This is a genomic window from Micromonospora sp. WMMD712 (assembly GCF_029581295.1).
GTDB lineage: Bacteria > Actinomycetota > Actinomycetes > Mycobacteriales > Micromonosporaceae > Micromonospora > Micromonospora carbonacea.
In genome coordinates, this window is sequence record NZ_CP120743.1 from 1017391 (window position 1) to 1033590 (window position 16200).

The following is a 16200-nucleotide window of genomic DNA, read 5'->3' on the forward strand; positions in this document are numbered from 1 at the left end:
TCCCTGCCGTCGTCACGCCCGACGCTAGGACGCGCTCCGGCGGGCCGGCAGAGGCCGTGGGCCGGTGCCGGGACGGCCGACGGACCGGGTGGACCGGGGTCGAAGGTCCCGGGCCGAAGCGGACCCATCGGCCCTGCCGGGCCCACCGGTCGCGGCTGTCCAATGGAACTGCCACCGGGAAGCGCGGTGCGAGGACAGGAAGGGACGTGGACACCATGACCGCGACGATCGAGCGGACCACCGCCAGGACCACCGCACCGGCGGTCGAGACCACCGGGACGACCGAGACCACCCGGGAGCGGGCCACCCGGTACGTCCTCGCCGGCATCCGCCTCGCGCTGGGTTGGACCTTCCTCTGGGCCTTCCTCGACAAGATGTTCGGCCTCGGCCACGAGACCGCCGCGAAGAACGCCTGGATCAACGGCGGCAGCCCCACCAAGGGCTTCCTGAGCTTCGGCGCGGCCGGCCCGTTCAAGGGGTTCTACAACGGGATCGCCGGCGCCGCCTGGGCGGACTGGCTGTTCATGGCCGGCCTGGCCGCGATCGGCGTGGCCCTGCTGCTGGGCGTCGGAACGCGGATCGCCGCCACCGCCGGTGGCCTGCTCCTGGTGATGATGTGGACGGCCGTCCTGCCCCCCGAGAACAACCCGTTCATGGACGACCACCTCATCTACGCCGCGGTGCTGGCGGTCCTGGCCATGGCCGGCGCGGGCGACACCCTCGGCCTCGGGCGGACCTGGAAGCGGCTGGCCATCGTCCAGCGGTTCCCCTGGCTGCGATGACTGACAGGCACCACGACCCGGCGGGCGTCACCTTCCGAAGGTGACGCCCGCCGTCGCGTGTGCCCGGCCGGGCCACCCGCCCGCCCGCTGCGTCGCGGCGGGCGGGCCCGCCGCGCGGGCGTCGGCGACGGGACCGATGGAGATCGGCGGATCACGATCCGGCAGGATCGACGGCGACCGCAGTGGACGCACCACCGAGCAGGAGGCGTACGGCATGGACAAGCCCGAAATCGGCCCGATCGAGGGCGCGCCGCCCGCCGATCTCGTCATCGAGGACATCATCGTCGGCGACGGCCCGGAGGCCCAGCGGGGCCAGCGGGCCACCGTGCACTACGTGGGCGTGGCCCACTCGACGGGTCGCGAGTTCGACGCGTCGTGGAACCGGGGCGACGCGTTCGAGTTCCCCCTCGGCGGCGGGCGGGTCATCGCCGGATGGGACCAGGGCGTCGTCGGCATGCGGGTCGGCGGCCGGCGCAAGCTGACCATCCCGCCGCACCTCGGGTACGGCAACCAGGGCGCCGGCGGCGTGATCGCGCCGGGTGAGACGCTCGTCTTCGTCGTGGACCTGCTCGGTGTGCGCTGACCCGTCAACTCCCCGGCCGGGCGTCGGCACCGCCGGCGGCCCGGCCGGGGAGCGGCAGGGCGGCAGCGAGGCGGCAGGGCGGGAACGAGACGGCAGGGCGGGAACGAGACGGCAGGGCGGGCCGGTCAGGCGGCCGGTGCCAGCGGCGCGGACGCGCTGCCCCGCTCGGCGACGAGCGGCACCAGCAGCCCCGGCGGCAACGCCAGCGGCGCGGGGGCGATGGGCCCGGTCGCGGTGGCGGCGGTGCCCGCCCGGACCGGGATGACCCGGTCAAGGCCGGTCACGTGCAGCACCCGGGCCACCATCGGGGCCGGGTCGACGAGCACCAGCTCGCCGCCCCGCGCGCGGGCCCGGCGGTGCGCGGCGACCAGCGCCCGCACCCCGGCGGCGGAGAGCAGCCGGACGCCGGAGAGGTCGAGCCGCAGCAGGGGGCGGGCGGGGGCGGCCCAGAGCGCGGAGCGCAGCGCGCCGACCGTGGCGATGTCGACCTCGCCGGTCGCCCTCATCTCCACGACGTCGTCACCCACGTCGACCTGCACGTGGAACCGATCGCTGCGCTGCTCCATGCCCACGAATCTAGCCCCACCCACCGACATTTCCGCCCTGCCCGGGAGTGACTCCGGGTACACCCAGGGTCTGACCCTGAGTCGCCCCGGATCCTCCCCTGGCAGGAGGCCCGCCACCGTGCGGTGGCGGGCCGGCCCGACGGCCGTTCCTCCCGGTGGTCAGCCGCCGCTGGCCGACGGGGTCGGCGCGGGCGAGCCCCCGCCGGCCACCGCCCCCGGGTGCGGCGACGCGGTGTGCGGGCTGGGCCGCAGCCCGGCCGGGACGGGCAGGGCGCTGCCCTTGGCGAACTCGTCCCAGCTCACGTTCCAGGCCGTCCAGCCGTTGCCGGCCCGCAGCGGCACCTCGGTGCCCGTGACGGTGACCAGGTCGCCGACCTGCGTGACGCCCATCAACCAGTCCGCGGCGGCGGCGGAGACGTTGGCGCAGCCGTGCGAGACGTTGCTGTAGCCCTGGTCGCCCTCCGACCACGGCGCGGAGTGGATGAACTCCCCGCCCCAGGTGAGCCGCTGGGCGTCGTCGACGTCGACGACGTAGCCGCCGTCGGGCTCGCCCCGGGTGTCGAACGTCGTCCGCTCGTGCTTCTCCATGATCACCATCTTGCCGCTGGAGCTGGGCGTGCTCGGCTTGCCGAGGCTGACCGGGATCCGGCGGACCAGCTTGCCGTCGCGGAACACCGACATCTGCTTGGTGGCGTTGTCGATGTCGACGGAGACCTGCCGGCCGATCTTGGAGGTGGCCCGGTGCTCGGCGTCGCCCACCAGGTCCTTGCCGATCGGCAGCCCCTCCAGGGCCGCGCGGACGCTGATCCTCGTGCCCGGCCGCCAGAAGTCGGGGGCCCGGTAGTACGCCTGGCTGCCGTCCTCCAGCCAGGACCAGGTGCCCGGCTGCGGCGGGTCGGTCTTGACGAACAGCCGCTTCTGCACCGCCGCGCGGGCCTCCTTCGGCACCCCCGGGTCGAACGCCACCGTCACGGGCATCGCGGTGCCGTACGTCTGGTTGCCCGTGAAGTAGAGGGTGCTGGTGATCGCCGGCTTGGTCGGCTTCGGCGCGGTGCTGAACGTCGTGGTGCGGGTGGCGGTCCGCCCCCCGTCACCCGTCACCGTCACCTCGGCGGTGTACGTCCGCCCGCCGGCCAGCGGCGCGCCGGGCACCCAGCTCGTCCCGTCCTCCCGGGGCTCCCCCGGTACCTGCCGGCCCTTGTCGTCGGTGAGCCGGACGCCGGTGACCCTGCCGTGGGCCACGCTGGTGCCGATCTCGGCGCTGACCGGGACGTCCCGCGCCCGGTCGGCGGGCGACAGCTCGACCGCCGGCGGCGGCGCGACCCGCGCGGCCCGCTCGGCGGCCTTCCTCCCCTCGGCGGTGCATCCACCGAGAACCAGTGGTGTGGCTGCGATGGTTACCGCCAATAGCGTCAATCGCCGCCTCACGTCCATGTTCCGCACCCCTTTTCCGCTCCCCTTTGGCCACATTCTGTATGGCTTTCCGGGAGGCCCGGTGCGGTTTCCGGAAAAGGCGTGGCGTCATTGTCGACAGTTTCGGCGGAGGCGGGTCGAAAATGGTGGACCGCGCCCCGAGGACCCCGTGTCACCGATCGGCCCGTCCGCGGACGGACGACCGGTTCGCCCCGCCGTCAGTCCCAGTCCTGGTCGCCGTGGTTGCGGTCCCACCGGCCGCCGACCGGCGGGGTGTCCAGGCGGGTGGCGGCCACCGCGTTGCCGGCCAGGTCGTTGTCCTCGACCCGGCAGGACACGCAACTGCCCCGGTCGGTGATCCAGATTCCGTGCGTCTGGGTGCGTTCGTCGTGGTTGTCCCAGATCCGGTTGCCCCGGATGGTGGCCGAGTCGACGTGCGCGTTGACCGTGATCCCGGCCCGGCACCGCGGCGCGCCCGGCAGCTCGTACGCCGTGCCCGGCAGCGGGGTGTCCCCGCTCCAGGCGCTGTAGGCGTCGGGGCGCACCGGGGCGAGGGTGAGCCCGGTGTCGTCGTTGGCGGCGACCAGGGCGACCCGCTTGCCGACCCGCAGCACCTTGCCCCGGTGCCCGTCGTGCTGCCAGCCGGCGGTCCGGTCGACGAGCGACCGTTCGTTGTAGCGGACCGACTCGCCGCCCCCGCCGTACGCGCCGGCGCACTGCCGGCCGTTGTTGCGGATGCGGTTGTTGAGCAGCACGGCGTCGACCATCGGCCGGTCGATGCGGATGGCGTCGAGGCCGTTGCCCCAGAAGTCGTTGCCGTCGATGACCACGTCCGTCGCCGCGCCGTGGTAGCCGTGCCCGAGGTCGTGCTCGTGGTAGCCGTACGCCCCGTTGCCGCTGATCCGGTTGCCGCGCACCGTGTACGGGCCCGGGGTGTTGCCCATGCTGATGCCGTCGCGGACGTTGCCGTCGATGACGCAGTCGGCCAGCAGGCCGCCCCGACCGGCCACCCCGGAGGTCCCCTCGGCGGAGACGTCGAAGCCGGCCTCCAGGTTGCCCGTCATCGTGCAGGCGGAGACGATCAGCCCGTCCGCGCCCCAGTCGGAGATGCCGAACCGGTTGCCCTGGCTGTGGCAGCCGACGATCCGGTAGCCGCGCGGCGGCGACCAGGTGGCCTTCTGGAGTTCCAGGAAGATGCCGTTGGTGCCGTTGCCCAGCGCGGTGCAGTTGGCGATGGTGAGCCGCTCCATCGCGCCCCAGCCGCCGATGCCGACGCCGATCCCGGCGCCGCCCATCTCCTGACCGTTGTCGAGCCGGCCGCAGCCGACCACCACCACCCCCTCGATCAGGCTGTCCTGGAGGAAGTCGCAGCCCAGGCCGGTTGCCGCCGTGTGGTGGATGTAGAGGTTGCGGAACACCCCGCGCACCACGTACTGCAGGCCGAGGCCCTTGGCGAGGTAGTTGTACTCGGCCATGGCCACGCCGGAGCCGTCGATCTCGAAGTCGGCGAAGGTGCAGTCGGCGATGTGCCGGTCGCGGTCCGCGCCGTGCTGGAGGGTGGTCCAGAAGGCCAGCGGGGTCGGATCGGCCCGGTTGCCCTCGTTGCTGAGCAGGAACCGGGTCGCGCCGGGGCCGGCGCCGATCAGGGACACCCCGCTGCGCCACACCGTGCCCGCATCGCGGATGGAGTAGATGCCGGGCGGGCAGTAGATGACCCGGGCCCGCCCGTCGGCGGCGTAGCCGTCGCCCAGGCGGTCCACGAGGGCGGCGAGCGCGGGCTGGTCGTTGGTCACCCCGTCGCCGCGCAGCCCGTACTCGGTGGCGTCGCAGTGCAGCGGCGCCCCGGCGACGGCCGGGCGGCGGTCTCGGACAGCGGCGGGCAGGCCCTGGTACGGCACTGCGCTCTCCCCTCGCGCGGGCGGACGACCGGGTGGTCGCGGGCGGACGACCGGCGGTCGTCGCCGGCGCGGAATTCCCGGCGACGACGGGAAGAAACGGGAGAGGAAACGGATCGGAATCAGCGCGCCGGCGGCGCCGCCGAATGAACGGCGATCCGGATCGGGAACGCATTTCCGACCCATTCGACCGGGCCCGAACGAAAGGGGACGACGGGGTCGCGGGGGCGCACGGAAAGGGACGTTCGGGGTCCCGGCGGCGCAGTGCCGCCGGGACCGGGCTCACCCGTTGGCGATCAGCAGGGCCGGCTGCTCCACGCAGTCCGCGACGTGCCGCAGGAAGCCGCCGGCCACCCCGCCGTCGCAGACCCGGTGGTCGAAGGTGAGGCTGAGCTGCGTCACCTTGCGTACGGCGAGCTGACCGTCGACGACCCACGGCTTGTCCACGATCCGCCCCACGCCGAGCAGCGCCGCCTCCGGGTGGTTGATGATCGGGGTGGAGCCGTCGACGCCGAACACGCCGTAGTTGTTGAGGGTGAACGTGCCGCCGGTGAGGCGGGCCGGCGGCAGGGCGCCGGCCCGCGCGGCGGCGGTGGTCTCGGCCAGCGCCACGGCCAACTCCCGGGTGGTGAGCAGGTGCGCGTCGCGCAGCACCGGGACGACCAGGCCCCGGTCGGTCTGCGCGGCGATGCCCAGGTGCACCCCCCGGGACTGGACGATCCGCTGCCCCTCGGTGTCGACCCGCGCGTTGAGCTGCGGGAAGCGGCGCAGCCCGCTGAGGCAGACGCGGGCCAGCAGGGCCAGCAGGCTCACCGGCGCGTCCGGGGTCGCGGCGTTGATCGCCCGGCGGGTCTCCACCAGGGCGGTGGCGTCCGCGTCGACCCAGATGGTCACCTCGGGGATCTCCCGCCGGCTGCGGGAGAGCTTGTCGGCGATCACCTTCCGCACGCCGGTGAGCGGGACGACCAGGTCCTCCTCGCCCACCGGCACGGCGGTCCGGCCCGCCGGGGCCGGACCGGCGGCCGCGCCGGACGGGGTCGCGCCCGGGTGGTCGGGGACCGGGGCGGGAGCGGGCGGCGGGGCCGTGCCGGCGAGGGCGGCCTCGACGTCGGCCCGGCGCACCACCCCGCCCGGGCCGGTGCCGCGCAGGGTGGCCGGGTCGATGCCGTGCTCCCGGGCCAGCCGCCGGACGATCGGGGAGATCACCAGGGCGACCGCGCCCCCGGGGACCGCCGCGGCGGGATCGGGCGCGGGCGTCGACACGAGGACCGGCGCGGGCGCGGGCACAGCGGACGGCGCGGACTCGGGCTCGGCGGACGGCGCGGGCTCGGGGGCGACGGAGAGCCGGGGCCGGCGGCGTCGCCGGCCCGCCGCGCCGTGCCCGGTGCCGTACCCGATGAGGACGTTGCCGCTGCCGGCGCGCTCCTCCTCCCGGTAGGCGGCGTGGCCGGCGGGCTCGCCGCCGCCGGCGGCGCCGTCGGCGGGCGCGATGGTGATCAGCGGCTGGCCGACCGGGCGCGTCTCGCCCGCCGCGCCGTGCAGCGCCACGACCCGCCCGGCGTACGGGCAGGGCACGTCGACGACGGCCTTCGCGGTCTCCACCTCGACCACGCTCTGGTCCACGGTCACGGTGTCGCCGACGGCGACCCGCCACTGCACGATCTCCGCCTCGCTCAGCCCTTCGCCGAGGTCGGGCAGGAGGAACACCTGGTCGCTCATGCCGCGCTCCCCTGCGGCAGCCAGCGCGCGTCGGGCCGGTCGTCCCACTGGAGCCGGGCCACCGTGTCGAGCACCCGGTCCACGCCGGGCAGATGGGTGTGCTCCAGCATCGGCGCGGGATACGGGATGTCCAGCCCGGACACCCGCAGCACCGGGGCGTGCAGGGCGTGGAAGCAGCGCTCCTGCACCCGGGCCGCGATCTCCGCGCCGACCCCGGCGAAGCCCTGCGCCTCGGAGACCACCACGCAGCGGCCGGTGCGGCGCACCGACGCGGCGATGGTCGCGTCGTCGAGGGGGACGATCGTGCGCACGTCCACCACCTCCAGGTCCCAGCCCTCCTCGCGGGCGGCCTCGGCGGCCTCCAGGGCGACCGGCACCGCCGGCCCGTACGCGACCAGGGTGGCGTCGGTGCCGGCCCGGCGCACGACGGCCCGGCCGAACGGCTCGGTGGCCGCCGGCAGGTCGGCCTCGGCGCTGGAGAAGTAGAGCTTCTTCGGCTCCAGGAACACCACCGGGTCCGGGTCCGCGATGGCCTCGCGCAGCAGCGAGTACGCGTCGGCGACCGTCGCCGGGGTGACGACCTTCAGGCCCGGGGTGTGCGCGTAGTACGCCTCGGACGAGTCGCAGTGGTGCTCGACCCCGCCGATGCCGCCCGCGTAGGGCACCCGGATGACCATGGGCACGCCGAGCGCGCCCCGGGTGCGGTTGCGCAGCTTCGCCACGTGCGAGGCGATCTGCTCGAACGCCGGGTACGCGAACGCGTCGAACTGCATCTCCACCACCGGCCGCAGCCCGGACATCGCCAGGCCGACGGCGAAGCCGACGATGCCGGCCTCGGCGAGCGGGGTGTCGAAGCAGCGCCTGTCGCCGAACCGGGCCTGGAGGCCGTCGGTGATCCGGAAGACGCCGCCGAGCTTGCCGACGTCCTCGCCGAAGACGAGCACCCGCTCGTCGTCGGCCAGCGCGTCGGCGAGCGCGGCGTTGAGCGCCTTCGCCATGGTGGTGGTCGCCATCAGCGCCCGTCCTCGCGGTCGGCGGCCAGCTCGGCGCGGACCAGCTCCCGCTGTTCGAGAAGCTGCGGGGTCGGCGTGGCGTAGACGTGGTCGAAGAGGCTCAGCGGGTCGACCTCGGGCTGGACGTGCATCCGCTCGCGCAGGTCGGCGGCGTACGCCTCGGCCTGTTCGGCGATCGCGGCGACGGCCGCGTCGTCGAGCGCGCCGCGCGTGCGCAGGTACGTCTCCAGCCGGGCGACCGGGTCGCGGTCGCGCCAGGTGTCGACCTCGGCGCCGTCGCGGTAGCGGGTGGCGTCGTCGGCGTTGGTGTGCGGCTCCATCCGGTAGGTGTGCGCCTCGACCAGGTAGGGGCCGTTGCCGGCGCGGGCGTGCGCGACCGCGCGGGTGAGCACGGCGAGCACGGCGACGGGGTCGTTGCCGTCGACCTGCTCGCTGGGCACGCCGTAGCCGACGCCCTTGTACGCCAGCGACGGGGCGGCGGTCTGCCGCGACAGCGGGACGCTGATGGCGTACTTGTTGTTCTGCACGAAGAACACGACGGGGGCCCTGAACACGGCGGCGAAGTTGACGCCCTCGTGGAAGTCGCCCTCGCTGGTGGCGCCGTCGCCGATGAAGGCGAGGGCCACGGTGTCGCGGCCCTGGTGGGCCTCCCCGTAGGCGAGGCCGGCGGCGTGCACGCACTGGGTGGCCAGGGGGGTGCACTGCGGGGCGGTGTGCACCCGGGTGGGGTCGTACCCGCAGTGCCAGTCGCCGCGCAGCAGGGTGAGCACCTCGACGGGGTCGATGCCCCGGGAGACCAGCGCCATCGACTCCCGGTAGGTCGGGAAGACCCAGTCGGTGTCGCGGACGGCGAGCACCGCGCCGACCTGGCAGGCCTCCTGGCCGCGCGAGGACGGGTAGACGGCGAGCCGGCCCTGCTTGGTCAGGGCGGTGGCCTGGGTGTCGAAGCGCCGGCCGACGACCATGCGGCGGTACATCTCGCGCAGGTCCTCGACGGGCGGCTCGGGGTAGTCGGCGCGGGCCGGCCGGGGCGTGCCGTCGGGGTCGAGCAGCCGCACCGGGTCGGTCTGCGGCAGCAGGGCGGCGGCCGGGTCGGTCGCCGACTGGTCGCGGGCGGGGGCCTTGGTGGGCTTCTTGGCCGGCGGGCGGGTGCGCGGGGATGCCCTGCGGACCGCCTGGGGTGTGGTCGTCACGGCGGGGACCTCCTGGACTTGTGGTGGACCTATGCTCCTGCCGTTGGATGATTGACTCAACACACGCGATGAACGCGGGACGAATGGCAGGGGAAGGGGCCGGATGTGAGCCAGCAGGCCACCGGGGAGCCGGGCGCGGAGGGCGGTACGGGACGTTCGGCCGGGCCGCTCGACGAGGTGGACCGGCGCATCCTCGACGAGCTGGCCCGCGACGGGCGGATCTCGATCCGTACCCTCGCCGAACGGGTGCACGTCTCCCGCACCAACGCGTACGCGCGGGTGGAGCGGCTGCTGCGCGACGGCGTCGTCACCGGCTTCCGGGCCCGGATCGCGCCCGAGCCGGCCGGGCTGGGCACGTCGGCGTACATCGCGCTGACCATCCAGCAGAACACCTGGCGGGAGGTGTCGGCCGAGCTGGCCCGGGTGCGCTACGTCGAGCACGTCGCGCTGCTCAGCGGCGAGCACGACGTCCTCGCCCTGGTCCGGGCGCCCGACAACGCCACCCTGCGGGACGTGGTGCTGGACCGGGTGCAGGGCATCGCCGGGGTGCTGTCCACCCGCAGCTGGCTCGTCTTCGACGAGTTCGAGGGCACCCGCAGCCCGTGGGCGTGAGCGCGCCGCCGCCGCTGCTGGTGGTGCCGGCGGCACAGGTGGCGGCTCAGCGCTCCGGTGGGGCCGCGAGGCCGGCGCGGTCGGCCAGCTCCAGCAGCGGCTCCAGCGAGAAGCGCGGGCCGTCCAGGCCGGCGTGCGGGTCGCCGCGCCCGGCGAACCGCGCCGGCAGGGTGAGCACGTCGAAGTCCTCCGGCCGGGCGGCGTCCAGCTCCGACCAGTCCAGCGGCGCGGAGACCAGCGCCGCCGGGGTGGGCCGGATCGAGTACGCGGAGGCCATCGTGTGGTCCCGCGACATCTGGTTGTAGTCGACGAAGACCGGCCGGTCCCGCTGCTCGCGCCACCAGGTCGTGGTGACCAGGTGCGGCAGGCGGCGCGCCAGCTCGCGGCCCAGGGCCAGCACCGCCCGGCGGCAGTCGCCGAAGCCCCACCTCGGCTCGATCGACACGTAGACGTGCAGCCCCCGCCCGCCGGTGGTCTTCGGGTAGCCGACCAGCCCCAGCTCGGCCAGCACCGCGCGCAGCTCCAGCGCGACCGGGACCACCTGCGCGAAGTCGACCCCCGGCAGGGGGTCGAGGTCGATGCGGAGCTGGTCGGGGCGTTCGGTGTCGGCGGCGGTGACCGGCCACGGGTGGAAGCGCAGCGTGCCGAGGTTGACCGCCCAGATCACCACCGCCAGCTCGCCGGGCGCGACCTCGTCGGCCGTGCGTCCGCTGGGGAACGTCAGGTGGGCGGTGCGCACCCAGTCGGGCGCGCCGGCGGGCAGCCGCTTCTGGTAGAACGCGTCGCCCCGGCTGCTCTGCCGGGTGGCGATCCGCGCGCCCTCGAACACGCCCCGGGGCCACCGCTCCAGCATGGTCGGGCGGTCCCGCAGGGCGCGCAGGATCCCGTCGCCGACGGCGAGGAAGTAGCGCACCACGTCGAGCTTGGTCAAGCCGCGCTGGGGAAAGTAGGGCTTGTCGGGGCTGGAGACGCGGACCACCCGCTCCCCGACCGTGATCTCCTGCGCCGCCGTGGCCACGACTGCCACCGTACGACGCCGCGCCGACGGGCGCGAGCAGGTCGGGGGCGGTGCGGCGGGCCTTCGGCGCGGCCCGGCGCGGTCAGGGCCTGCGGGCCACGCAGCCGTACTGCGGGACGACGGCCGGCTCCTCGCCGTCGGCCGGACGCCACCGCGCGCACGACACCAGGCCCGGCGCCACCAGCTCCAGGCCGTCGACGAACCGGGCGATCTCCGCCCCGGTGCGCGCGCGGATCGGCGGCGCGGCGTTGGCGTTCCAGAACTCCATGGCGGGCACGTTCGCCTCGCCGCCCAGCTCGACGGTGGGGTGGGTGAGCGCGAGGTAGCTGCCCGGGGGCATCGCGTCCAGCAGCCGGCGCACTATCGCCACCGCCTCGTCGGTGTCGAGGACGAAGTTGAGGATGCCCAGCATCATCACGGCCACCGGCCGGTCGAAGTCCAGCGTCCGGGCGGCGGCGGCCAGGATCGACGCCGGGTCGTGGACGTCCGCCTCGACGTAGTCCGTGGCCCCCTCGGCGGAGCTGGTCAGCAGGGCGCGGGCGTGCACGAGGACCATCGGGTCGTTGTCGACGTAGACGATCCGCGCGTCGGGGGCGACGGCCTGCGCGACCTGGTGGGTGTTGTCGGCCGTCGGCAGGCCGGTGCCGATGTCGAGGAACTGCCGCACGCCGGCCTCGCCGGCCAGGTGCCGCACCGCGCGGGCGAGGAACCGCCGGTCGGCCCGGGCGACCTCCCCGATGACCGGGAACATCTGCCGGACGTGGTCGCCGACCCGGCGGTCCGGCTCGAAGTTGTCCTTGCCGCCCAGCCAGTAGTTCCACACCCGGGCGTTGTGCGCCACCGAGGTGTCGATGGGCTCGACCCGTTCGCCGCCGCGAACCCCGACGTCGCCGGACTCTGACACGAAAACTCCTCGGCTGTCGCGGATGTCCGGTCAGCCTAGCCCCGCGGCGGGCGGACGGCCGGGCCGGGTCAGGACAGCAGCGCCACCCCGACGGCCATCAGCGGCAGCGAGACGAACAGGAAGATGCCGACGCCGGTGAGCACCCGCCCGCCGCCCGCGTCCTCCCGCTCGGGGGCCAGCCCGAAGGCCGACCGTGCGGGCAGCATGCCGATCCGGCTCAGGGTCAGGTCGCCGGTGAGCCCGAGCAGGGTGCCGACGACGATGAGCGCGACGCCGATCCGGAAGACGAAGTCTCCCCCGCTGACCGCCGTCCACACGCCCGCGGCGGCGGCGACCGCCACCAGCGCCACGACGAACAGCACGAGCGCCTCGCGCAGACCTCGGACCACAGTCATCGCCGCGCACCCCTCTCGGCCGGCCGGCGGCCGGCACCCGTCGACACCCGCACCGGCGGTGACCCCGGCGGCGCGGGTGACATTCTGCCGGGCGTACGGCCACGGCGCTGCCCCGCGCGGCGGGCGCGCGCCGGCCGCCGGCCCGGTCGTCCGCGCCGCCCCCGGACGGCCGGCGGGGATAACCTCCGTCGTCCCGCCCCGTTGAACACGTCGCCTACCGGTCGACACGAGGGGAACGGGCATTCGATGCGCTTGCCAGTGACGCGCTTGCCAGTGACGCCGGAAGGTTCCGCACGGTCGGCCTTCCGGGAAGACATCGAGGGGCTGCGCGCGCTCGCCGTCGTCATGGTCCTCGTCGGCCACGCCGGGCGCGACCTCGTGCCGGGCGGCTTCGCCGGCGTCGACGTCTTCTTCGTCATCTCCGGATTCCTCATCACCGGCCTGCTCGTCGCCGAGCTCGAACGCACCGGCCGGATCTCCCTGGCCGGCTTCTACGCCCGCCGGGCCAAGCGCCTGCTGCCCGCCGCGGCCGTCGTGCTGGTGGCCAGCCTCCTGCTCACCTGGCTCCTGCTGCCCCGCACCCGCTGGGCCGACACCGCCTGGGACGTGGTGGCCAGCGCCGCCTACGGGCTGAACTGGCGGCTCGCCGTCCAGGCCACCGACTACTGGGCCGCCGATGCGGCGCCCAGCATCGTCCAGCACTTCTGGTCCCTCGGCGTCGAGGAGCAGTTCTACCTCGGCTGGCCGTTGCTCCTGCTCGGTCTCGCCGTGCTCGGCGGCCGTCGCCGGCTGCGCCGGGGCGCCCTGATGGCCGGCTTCGCCCTCGTCGCGCTGCCCTCGTTCGCCTGGTCGGTGCACGCGAGCCAGGCCGACCCCGGCCCGGCCTACTTCGTCACCACCACCCGGCTGTGGGAGCTCGCCCTCGGCGGGGCCGTCGCCATCGCCGGCGCCCGGCTGCACCGGCTGCCCCGGCCGCTGGCCGCCATGCTCGCCTGGGCCGGACTGGCCACGGTGGCCGCGTCCGCCTTCCTCGTCGACCCCGACCGGGCCTTCCCCGGCAATCAGGCGCTGCTGCCGACGGTCGGCACCGCCGCCGTGATCGCGGGCGCGCAGGCCGCCGGTCGGTTCGGCCCCTCCGGCGCGCTCGGGTGGCGGCCGATCCGCGCCGTCGGGGCGCTGTCCTACTCGCTCTACCTGTGGCACTGGCCCCTGCTGGTGGCCGCCGAGGCACGGTTCGGCGAGCTGGGCACGCGGGCGGCCCTCGGCGTGGTGGCGCTGTCGGCCGTGCCGGCCGCGCTCACCTACCGGTTCGTGGAGAACCCGATCCGGATGTCGGCGGCGTTGCGGTGGGAGCCGGCCGCCGCCCTGCGGGTCGGCGCCCTCTGCACGGGCGTCGCCGTCGCCGCCGGCATGCTGTTCCAGCTCACGGTGTGGCCGCCCCGGCAGGCACCGCCCACCCCCGTGGCCCTGCCGGCGGTCGGCGGGCCCACCCCGACCGCGACCACCACCCCCGCCGGACCGCCCGGCGCGGCGGTGCTCGGCAGGGAGCCGCTGGGTGACCGGGCCGGGGCCGCCGTCGACCGGGTCGCGTCCATCGTCCCCGACCCGAGCGTCGCCAAGAAGGACGGGCCCGAGCACTGGGCCCACCCCTGCGGGGCCGGGCAACGCGGTGACCAGGCGTTCCCCTGCAAGTACGGGGACCCCTTCGGCGCGACCACCGTCGCGCTCGCCGGGGACTCGCACGCCAACCAGTGGTTGCCGGCCCTGAAGCTCGTCGCCGAGGCGGAGGGCTGGCGGCTGCTGTCCTACACCCGGTCGGCCTGTCCGTTCATCTCCATCGAGGTGGCCTGGCAGGAACGACCGGAACCCGGCTGCCGGGACTGGAACCGCGCCGTGCAGAAGCAGCTCGTCGAGGTCGAGAAGCCGGACCTGCTGCTGGTGAGCAACACCTTCTACCGCCCCTACGGGGTGGACCCCGACGACGTCGACGAGGCGGACAAGGGCATGGCCGAGGGGCTGCGCGCGACGTGGCGGGCGGTGACGGCGGTCGACACGACGGTGGTCGTGCTCCGCGACTCGCCCTACCTGGAGCGCAACGCCCCCGAGTGCGTGGCGGCCAATCCACGGAAGCTCACGCGCTGCGCGACGGACCGGGAGTCCGCCCTGGACGCGGGCGGTGGGCCGGCGCACGAGGCGGCGGCGGCCGGGCAACGCGGCGTCCACCTGGTCGACCTCAACGACGCGATCTGCCCCGTCGACCCCTGCGCGGCGGTCATCGGCGGCGTCCTGATCTACCGGGACGCCAACCACCTCACCGCCACGTACGTGTCGAGTCTCGCTCCCCGGCTGCGGGACCGCCTGGTCACGCTGCTCGACTAGGCCCCCGTCCCGGTCAGGGTTACCGCTCGGGAGGGCCGGGTACGGTTCGGCGCATGGCGGAACTGGCAGCCCTGTGGATCGTGCGGCACGGCGAGAGCACGGCGAACGTCGCGGCGACCGAGGCGGAGAGCGCCGGCGCGGAGCTGATCGGGCTGACCCACCGTGACGCGGACGTGCCGCTGTCCCCCACCGGCGAGCAGCAGGCCCGGGCGACCGGGCGCTGGCTGGCCGGGCTGCCGCAGCGGCGGCGGCCGGACGTGGCGGTGGTGTCGCCCTACCTGCGGGCGGTGCGCACCGCCGAGCTGGCCCTCGCGGGCACCGGCATCCCGGTGAGCCGCGACGAGCGGCTGCGGGACCGGGAGCTGGGCGTCCTCGACGGGCTGACCGGGCACGGCGTCGCCCGCCGGTTCCCCGACGAGGCGCAGCGCCGGGCCCGGCTGGGCAAGTTCTACTACCGGCCGCCCGGCGGCGAGTCGTGGACGGACGTGGCGCTGCGGCTGCGCGGCCTGCTCGGCGACCTGCGCCGGGACCACGCCGACCGGCGGGTGCTCCTCTTCGGCCACGACGCGCTGGTGTTCCTGCTGCGCTACCTCGTGGAGGGGCTGACGGAGCCGGAGCTGATGACGCTGACCCGCCGGCACGTGATCGCCAACTGCTCGGTCACCGGCTGGACCGCCGACGCCGACGGCCGGCTCGTCCCCGACGCGTTCAACGACGTCACCCACCTGCACGAGCAGGGTGCCCGCCCCACCAGGGAGGACGAGGTCCATGCCGAACCGGTCTGAGGTGATCACCCCGGCCCTGCTGCGGAACTGGGCGCTGCCCGTGCCGACCGGCGGCAAGGAGGCCCGGGGCACCGTGCTGGTCGTCGGCGGCTCCCGGTTCACCCCCGGCGCGGTGCTGCTGGCCGGGGTGGCCGCCCTGCGGGCCGGCGCGGGGGTGCTGCAACTGGCCGCCGCCGAGTCCACCGCCGCCGCGCTGAGCATCCAGGTGCCGGAGGCGCTGGTCGTGGGGCTGCCCGAGACCGCCGACGGGGCCGTGGCGGGCCGCCCCGGCGACCCGCTGGACGCCCTGGTGGCCGACGCCGACGTGGTGGCCGTCGGCCCCGGGCTCACGGACATCGACGCGACCGGGGAGCTGCTGCGCGGGGTGCTCGACGCCGCGCCGAAGCAGACCGCGCTGGTGCTCGACGCGTACGCCCTCGGCGCGCTCAGCCACGCACCGGACCTGCTGGTCGGCTCGGGCCGCCCGGCGGTGCTGACCCCCAACCTGACCGAGGCGGCGCACCTGCTGGGCCGCGACCCAGGCGACGACCTGGACGCCGAGGCGGCTGAGCTGGCCCGCCGGTACGACGCGGTGGTCTCCCTCTACGGCCACGTCGCCGCGCCCGACGGGCGGTGCTGGCGGGAGGAGAGCGGCGACGCGGGGCTGGGCACCTCCGGCAGCGGCGACGTGCGGGCCGGGCTGCTGGCGGGCCTGCTGTCGCGGGGCACGGAGCCGGCGCAGGCGGCCTGCTGGGCGGCGTTCGCGCACGCGGTCAGCGGGCAGCGTCTGGTGCCCCGGTTCGGCCGGATCGGCTTCCTCGCCCGCGAGCTGCTCGACGAGATCCCGCACACCCTCGCCACGATCTGACCACCCACTCCGGTGCGGCGTAACGCCGCGCGGCGGCCCGGCGCTCATCCAGCGGAGGCGGGCGTCCGTCCGCCTTCCGCCGGCCGCGTCCCCCAC

The 16200-nt window shown here is 75.3% G+C and carries 15 protein-coding genes; 6 read left to right on the forward strand and 9 right to left on the reverse strand.

The window, feature by feature from the left end:
- The first annotated feature begins 206 nt into the window (after positions 1-206).
- Both O7633_RS04035 and O7633_RS04040 read left to right on the forward strand, forming a co-directional pair.
- Positions 207-782, forward strand: a complete 576-nt coding sequence (locus tag O7633_RS04035) for a DoxX family membrane protein (protein ID WP_282326104.1) — start codon at positions 207-209, stop codon at positions 780-782.
- A gap of 214 nt (positions 783-996) precedes the next feature.
- The gene (locus tag O7633_RS04040; protein ID WP_074477367.1) at positions 997-1365 is read left to right on the forward strand and encodes an FKBP-type peptidyl-prolyl cis-trans isomerase; all 369 of its coding nucleotides are present in this window, start codon (positions 997-999) and stop codon (positions 1363-1365) included.
- A 125-nt stretch (positions 1366-1490) separates the two neighbouring features.
- Here O7633_RS04040 and O7633_RS04045 read toward each other — a convergent pair whose 3' ends face one another.
- The 6 genes from O7633_RS04045 to pdhA form a co-directional block, all read right to left on the reverse strand.
- Entirely contained in the window at positions 1491-1931 is a 441-nt protein-coding gene (locus tag O7633_RS04045) for an STAS domain-containing protein (protein WP_282326106.1), read from the reverse strand.
- 159 nt (positions 1932-2090) lie between these two features.
- Positions 2091-3365: an Ig-like domain-containing protein gene (locus O7633_RS04050; RefSeq protein WP_282326108.1), complete on the reverse strand. Its 1275-nt coding sequence runs from the start codon at positions 3363-3365 to the stop codon at positions 2091-2093.
- Between the two features lie 197 nt (positions 3366-3562).
- Entirely contained in the window at positions 3563-5242 is a 1680-nt protein-coding gene (locus O7633_RS04055) for a right-handed parallel beta-helix repeat-containing protein (RefSeq protein WP_278135628.1), read from the reverse strand.
- 279 nt (positions 5243-5521) lie between these two features.
- Positions 5522-6958: a dihydrolipoamide acetyltransferase family protein gene (locus O7633_RS04060; RefSeq protein WP_278135630.1), complete on the reverse strand. Its 1437-nt coding sequence runs from the start codon at positions 6956-6958 to the stop codon at positions 5522-5524.
- On the reverse strand, positions 6955-7971 hold the full coding sequence (locus O7633_RS04065) for an alpha-ketoacid dehydrogenase subunit beta (protein ID WP_282326112.1): 1017 nt from the start codon (positions 7969-7971) through the stop codon (positions 6955-6957). The genes O7633_RS04060 and O7633_RS04065 overlap by 4 nt, the downstream gene beginning before the upstream one ends.
- Positions 7971-9197, reverse strand: coding sequence for a pyruvate dehydrogenase (acetyl-transferring) E1 component subunit alpha (pdhA, locus tag O7633_RS04070; RefSeq protein WP_282328461.1), 1227 nt, complete (start codon positions 9195-9197; stop codon positions 7971-7973). The genes O7633_RS04065 and pdhA overlap by 1 nt, the downstream gene beginning before the upstream one ends.
- A 72-nt stretch (positions 9198-9269) precedes the next feature.
- On the opposite strand from pdhA, the gene O7633_RS04075 reads away from it, so the two are divergent.
- Positions 9270-9776 (forward strand): Lrp/AsnC family transcriptional regulator, encoded by a 507-nt coding sequence (locus O7633_RS04075; protein WP_074477242.1) that lies wholly within the window; start codon positions 9270-9272, stop codon positions 9774-9776.
- A 46-nt stretch (positions 9777-9822) separates the two neighbouring features.
- Here the strand turns inward: O7633_RS04075 and O7633_RS04080 are convergent, their stop codons facing one another.
- The 3 genes from O7633_RS04080 to O7633_RS04090 all read right to left on the reverse strand — a co-directional run bounded on the left by O7633_RS04080 (position 9823) and on the right by O7633_RS04090 (position 12093).
- Positions 9823-10803: a DNA primase small subunit domain-containing protein gene (locus tag O7633_RS04080; protein WP_282326114.1), complete on the reverse strand. Its 981-nt coding sequence runs from the start codon at positions 10801-10803 to the stop codon at positions 9823-9825.
- A gap of 73 nt (positions 10804-10876) precedes the next feature.
- Positions 10877-11698, reverse strand: a complete 822-nt coding sequence (locus tag O7633_RS04085; RefSeq protein WP_282326115.1) for an SAM-dependent methyltransferase — start codon at positions 11696-11698, stop codon at positions 10877-10879.
- 68 nt (positions 11699-11766) lie between these two features.
- Complete coding sequence (locus O7633_RS04090) at positions 11767-12093, reverse strand: hypothetical protein (RefSeq protein ID WP_282326117.1); 327 nt, start codon at positions 12091-12093, stop codon at positions 11767-11769.
- Between the two features lie 273 nt (positions 12094-12366).
- Here O7633_RS04090 and O7633_RS04095 point away from each other — a divergent pair, with 273 nt between their 5' ends.
- From O7633_RS04095 to O7633_RS04105, 3 genes are read left to right on the forward strand one after another with little or no spacing between them, the layout of a single operon-like run.
- The gene (locus tag O7633_RS04095) at positions 12367-14472 is read left to right on the forward strand and encodes an acyltransferase family protein (protein WP_282326119.1); all 2106 of its coding nucleotides are present in this window, start codon (positions 12367-12369) and stop codon (positions 14470-14472) included.
- Between the two features lie 53 nt (positions 14473-14525).
- Positions 14526-15257: a histidine phosphatase family protein gene (locus tag O7633_RS04100; RefSeq protein WP_282326121.1), complete on the forward strand. Its 732-nt coding sequence runs from the start codon at positions 14526-14528 to the stop codon at positions 15255-15257.
- Positions 15241-16104: an NAD(P)H-hydrate dehydratase gene (locus O7633_RS04105; protein WP_282326122.1), complete on the forward strand. Its 864-nt coding sequence runs from the start codon at positions 15241-15243 to the stop codon at positions 16102-16104. Before O7633_RS04100 ends, O7633_RS04105 begins: the two co-directional genes overlap by 17 nt.
- Positions 16105-16200: the final 96 nt, after the last annotated feature.